This is a genomic window from Microbacterium oxydans, from assembly GCF_900095745.1.
GTDB classification, from domain to species: Bacteria; Actinomycetota; Actinomycetes; order Actinomycetales; family Microbacteriaceae; genus Microbacterium; species Microbacterium oxydans_B.
This window is the reverse complement of sequence record NZ_FMIR01000021.1, coordinates 1-5,542: the sequence shown is the minus strand read 5'-3', so window position 1 is coordinate 5,542 and position 5,542 is coordinate 1. Positions and strand designations below refer to the sequence as shown.

The following is a 5,542-nucleotide window of genomic DNA, read 5'->3' as shown; positions in this document are numbered from 1 at the left end:
GGTAAGATAGAGAAGTTGCCCTGCGGGCCTGGCTGTGATGGCTGGGTCGTGGGAGCATCCGATCCTTGAGAACTCAACAGCGTGCACTTGTCAAATGCCAAATTATCCTCGTCTCCACTTCGGTGGGGGTGAGAATTCCTTTGGATCAAAGACCAACCTCCTTGTGGGGTTGGCAACGGATGAAGTCAGCAATGAATTTGTCTCTTTGGTCAGCATCAAACTCGCTGCGTCACCGTTTTCCCGGTGTCGTATGCATTTCTTTTTTACGGAGAGTTTGATCCTGGCTCAGGATGAACGCTGGCGGCGTGCTTAACACATGCAAGTCGAACGGTGAACACGGAGCTTGCTCTGTGGGATCAGTGGCGAACGGGTGAGTAACACGTGAGCAACCTGCCCCTGACTCTGGGATAAGCGCTGGAAACGGCGTCTAATACTGGATATGTGACGTGACCGCATGGTCTGCGTCTGGAAAGAATTTCGGTTGGGGATGGGCTCGCGGCCTATCAGCTTGTTGGTGAGGTAATGGCTCACCAAGGCGTCGACGGGTAGCCGGCCTGAGAGGGTGACCGGCCACACTGGGACTGAGACACGGCCCAGACTCCTACGGGAGGCAGCAGTGGGGAATATTGCACAATGGGCGCAAGCCTGATGCAGCAACGCCGCGTGAGGGACGACGGCCTTCGGGTTGTAAACCTCTTTTAGCAGGGAAGAAGCGAAAGTGACGGTACCTGCAGAAAAAGCGCCGGCTAACTACGTGCCAGCAGCCGCGGTAATACGTAGGGCGCAAGCGTTATCCGGAATTATTGGGCGTAAAGAGCTCGTAGGCGGTTTGTCGCGTCTGCTGTGAAATCCGGAGGCTCAACCTCCGGCCTGCAGTGGGTACGGGCAGACTAGAGTGCGGTAGGGGAGATTGGAATTCCTGGTGTAGCGGTGGAATGCGCAGATATCAGGAGGAACACCGATGGCGAAGGCAGATCTCTGGGCCGTAACTGACGCTGAGGAGCGAAAGGGTGGGGAGCAAACAGGCTTAGATACCCTGGTAGTCCACCCCGTAAACGTTGGGAACTAGTTGTGGGGTCCATTCCACGGATTCCGTGACGCAGCTAACGCATTAAGTTCCCCGCCTGGGGAGTACGGCCGCAAGGCTAAAACTCAAAGGAATTGACGGGGACCCGCACAAGCGGCGGAGCATGCGGATTAATTCGATGCAACGCGAAGAACCTTACCAAGGCTTGACATATACGAGAACGGGCCAGAAATGGTCAACTCTTTGGACACTCGTAAACAGGTGGTGCATGGTTGTCGTCAGCTCGTGTCGTGAGATGTTGGGTTAAGTCCCGCAACGAGCGCAACCCTCGTTCTATGTTGCCAGCACGTAATGGTGGGAACTCATGGGATACTGCCGGGGTCAACTCGGAGGAAGGTGGGGATGACGTCAAATCATCATGCCCCTTATGTCTTGGGCTTCACGCATGCTACAATGGCCGGTACAAAGGGCTGCAATACCGCGAGGTGGAGCGAATCCCAAAAAGCCGGTCCCAGTTCGGATTGAGGTCTGCAACTCGACCTCATGAAGTCGGAGTCGCTAGTAATCGCAGATCAGCAACGCTGCGGTGAATACGTTCCCGGGTCTTGTACACACCGCCCGTCAAGTCATGAAAGTCGGTAACACCTGAAGCCGGTGGCCTAACCTTTTTGGAGGGAGCCGTCGAAGGTGGGATCGGTAATTAGGACTAAGTCGTAACAAGGTAGCCGTACCGGAAGGTGCGGCTGGATCACCTCCTTTCTAAGGAGCATCTGACTCTTCGGAGTCCAGAACCCAGATCGAAGGCATACGTTCTTCGCTGGGAGCTCATGGGTGGAACATTTGACATGGTGTGAAGGATGTTGTTCTTCTTTAGTACGTCGGGTCTTCGGATCTGGTTGGAACGGGGAGGGTGGCGGATGTCGCACCTGCACGCTGTTGGGTCCTGAGGGACCGGATGCGCACTGGCCTTTGGGTCGAGTGCACAGTCGGTTACTCTGGGCCTCTTTCTGTTTCCCCCGTGTGGGGTTGTGGATTGGGGCACCGCCCGTACTTTGAGAACTACACAGTGGACGCGAGCATCTTGCAGCTGACTTCGGTCAGTTGCACAAGATGATCTTAAAGATCATTAGTCAATTTCATGCCGGACCTTTCGGGGTCTGGTGTCGATTCTGATTCAAACTCATGTGATTTATCAAGTCTTTAAGAGCAAACGGTGAATGCCTTGGCATCTGGAGCCGAAGAAGGACGTAGCAATCTGCGATAAGCCTCGGGGAACTGATAAGCAAGTTTTGATCCGAGGGTGTCCGAATGGGGAAACCCCGCTGGGCGGCGTGCCGACCTAGTGACTCCCGCCTGAATATATAGGGCGGGTAGAGGGAACGTGGGGAAGTGAAACATCTCAGTACCCACAGGAAGAGAAAGCAACCGCGATTCCGTTAGTAGTGGCGAGCGAAACCGGAACAGGCTAAACCTAGCGTGTGTGATAGCCGGCAGGCGTTGCACGTTGGGGGTTGTGGGACTTTTCAGTCATCTCTGCCGAGATGGCGGCGTTACAAGAAGGTATAGACGAACGGTCTTGAAAGGCCGGTCATAGAGGGTGACAACCCCGTAGTCGAAATGCTTCTCTTGGCGCGAAGAGTATCCCAAGTAGCACGGGGCCCGTGAAATCCCGTGTGAATCTGTCAGGACCACCTGATAAGCCTAAATACTCCCAGATGACCGATAGCGGACAAGTACCGTGAGGGAAAGGTGAAAAGTACCCCGGGAGGGGAGTGAAATAGTACCTGAAACCGTTTGCTTACAAACCGTTGGAGCCTCCTTAGTAGGGGTGACAGCGTGCCTTTTGAAGAATGAGCCTGCGAGTTAGCGATATGTGGCGAGGTTAACCCGTGTGGGGTAGCCGTAGCGAAAGCGAGTCTGAATAGGGCGATTCAGTCGCATGTCCTAGACCCGAAGCGAAGTGATCTATCCATGGCCAGGTTGAAGCGACGGTAAGACGTCGTGGAGGACCGAACCCACTTAGGTTGAAAACTGAGGGGATGAGCTGTGGATAGGGGTGAAAGGCCAATCAAACTTCGTGATAGCTGGTTCTCTCCGAAATGCATTTAGGTGCAGCGTTGCGTGTTTCTTGCCGGAGGTAGAGCTACTGGATGGCCGATGGGCCCTACAAGGTTACTGACGTCAGCCAAACTCCGAATGCCGGTAAGTGAGAGCGCAGCAGTGAGACTGTGGGGGATAAGCTTCATAGTCGAGAGGGAAACAACCCAGACCACCAACTAAGGTCCCAAAGCGCGTGCTAAGTGGGAAAGGATGTGGAGTTGCCTTGACAACCAGGAGGTTGGCTTAGAAGCAGCCACCCTTGAAAGAGTGCGTAATAGCTCACTGGTCAAGTGATTCCGCGCCGACAATGTAACGGGGCTCAAGCACGCCACCGAAGTTGTGGCATTGACATTATTGGTAGGCCTTCGTGGTCCAGCCGTGTTGATGGGTAGGAGAGCGTCGTGTGGCCAGCGAAGCGGCGGTGTAAACCAGCCGTGGAGGCTACACGAGTGAGAATGCAGGCATGAGTAGCGAATGACGTGTGAGAAACACGTCCTCCGAAAGACCAAGGGTTCCAGGGTCAAGCTAATCTTCCCTGGGTAAGTCGGGACCTAAGGCGAGGCCGACAGGCGTAGTCGATGGACAACGGGTTGATATTCCCGTACCGGCGAAGAACCGCCCAAGCTAATCCAGTAGTGCTAAGTGTCTGAATCCCAGTGACTGATCCCTTCGGGGTGACGCGTTGGGCCTAGCGCACGACCCCATTCTGGTGCGGTTAGCGTATTAACAGGTGTGACGCAGGAAGGTAGCCCAAGCCAGGCGATGGTAGTCCTGGTGCAAGTGCGTAGGCCGAGTCGTAGGCAAATCCGCGATTCACATAGGCTGAGACACGATGCGGATAAAAAGTGGGTGATCCTATGCTGCCAAGAAAAGCATCGACGCGAGGTTCAAGCCGCCCGTACCCCAAACCGACTCAGGTGGTCAGGTAGAGAATACCAAGGAGATCGAGAGAATCGTGGTTAAGGAACTCGGCAAAATGCCCCCGTAACTTCGGGAGAAGGGGGGCCTTCGGCGTATAGGGATTTACTCCCGAAAGCGTTTGGAGGCCGCAGAGACTAGTGGGTAGCGACTGTTTACTAAAAACACAGGTCCGTGCCAAGTCGCAAGACGATGTATACGGACTGACGCCTGCCCGGTGCTGGAAGGTTAAGAGGACCGGTTAGCCGCAAGGCGAAGCTGAGAATTTAAGCCCCAGTAAACGGCGGTGGTAACTATAACCATCCTAAGGTAGCGAAATTCCTTGTCGGGTAAGTTCCGACCTGCACGAATGGCGTAACGACTTCCCAACTGTCTCAACCGCGAACTCGGCGAAATTGCATTACGAGTAAAGATGCTCGTTACGCGCAGCAGGACGGAAAGACCCCGTGACCTTTACTATAGCTTTGTATTGGTGTTCGGTGTGGCTTGTGTAGGATAGGTGGGAGACTTTGAAGCATGGACGCTAGTTCGTGTGGAGTCATTGTTGAAATACCACTCTGGTCACTCTGGATATCTAACTTCGAACCGTAATCCGGTTCAGGGACAGTGCATGGTGGGTAGTTTAACTGGGGCGGTTGCCTCCCAAAAAGTAACGGAGGCGCCCAAAGGTTCCCTCAACCTGGTTGGCAATCAGGTGTCGAGTGTAAGTGCACAAGGGAGCTTGACTGTGAGACTGACAGGTCGAGCAGGGACGAAAGTCGGGACTAGTGATCCGGCAGTGGCTTGTGGAAGCGCTGTCGCTCAACGGATAAAAGGTACCTCGGGGATAACAGGCTGATCTTGCCCAAGAGTCCATATCGACGGCATGGTTTGGCACCTCGATGTCGGCTCGTCGCATCCTGGGGCTGGAGTAGGTCCCAAGGGTTGGGCTGTTCGCCCATTAAAGCGGTACGCGAGCTGGGTTTAGAACGTCGTGAGACAGTTCGGTCCCTATCCGCTGCGCGCGTAGGAAATTTGAGAGGATCTGACCCTAGTACGAGAGGACCGGGTTGGACGAACCTCTGGTGTGTCAGTTGTTCCGCCAGGAGCACCGCTGATTAGCTACGTTCGGGATGGATAACCGCTGAAAGCATCTAAGCGGGAAGCCGGCCTCAAGATGAGATTTCCATACCTTCGGGTGAGAGGCTCCCAGCCAGACTACTGGGTTGATAGGCCAGATGTGTAAGTGCAGTAATGCATGCAGCTGACTGGTACTAATAAGCCGATGACTTGATAACACACCGTTTGTTGGTGCTACGCGTCCACTGAGTGGTTCTCGATGTACGGTCGAGAACCGCATAACAACAATGACTTTGTTATGTGTTTGATTGAAACATCAATAGTGTTTCGGCGGCCATAGCGTGAGGGAAACGCCCGGTTACATTCCGAACCCGGAAGCTAAGCCTCACAGCGCCGATGGTACTGCAGGGGGGACCCTGTGGGAGAGTAGGACACCGC

General features: G+C 54.4%; 3 rRNA genes. All 3 read left to right on the top strand.

The annotated features are described in order from the left end of the window. The first annotated feature begins 262 nt into the window (after positions 1 to 262). A 16S ribosomal RNA gene (locus BQ2383_RS19135) occupies positions 263 to 1,786 on the top strand. Between the two features lie 431 nt (positions 1,787 to 2,217). After that, positions 2,218 to 5,322, top strand: a 23S ribosomal RNA gene (locus tag BQ2383_RS19130). Between the two features lie 108 nt (positions 5,323 to 5,430). Then, positions 5,431 to 5,542: ribosomal RNA gene (gene rrf, locus BQ2383_RS19125) — 5S ribosomal RNA — on the top strand; the annotation flags it as partial.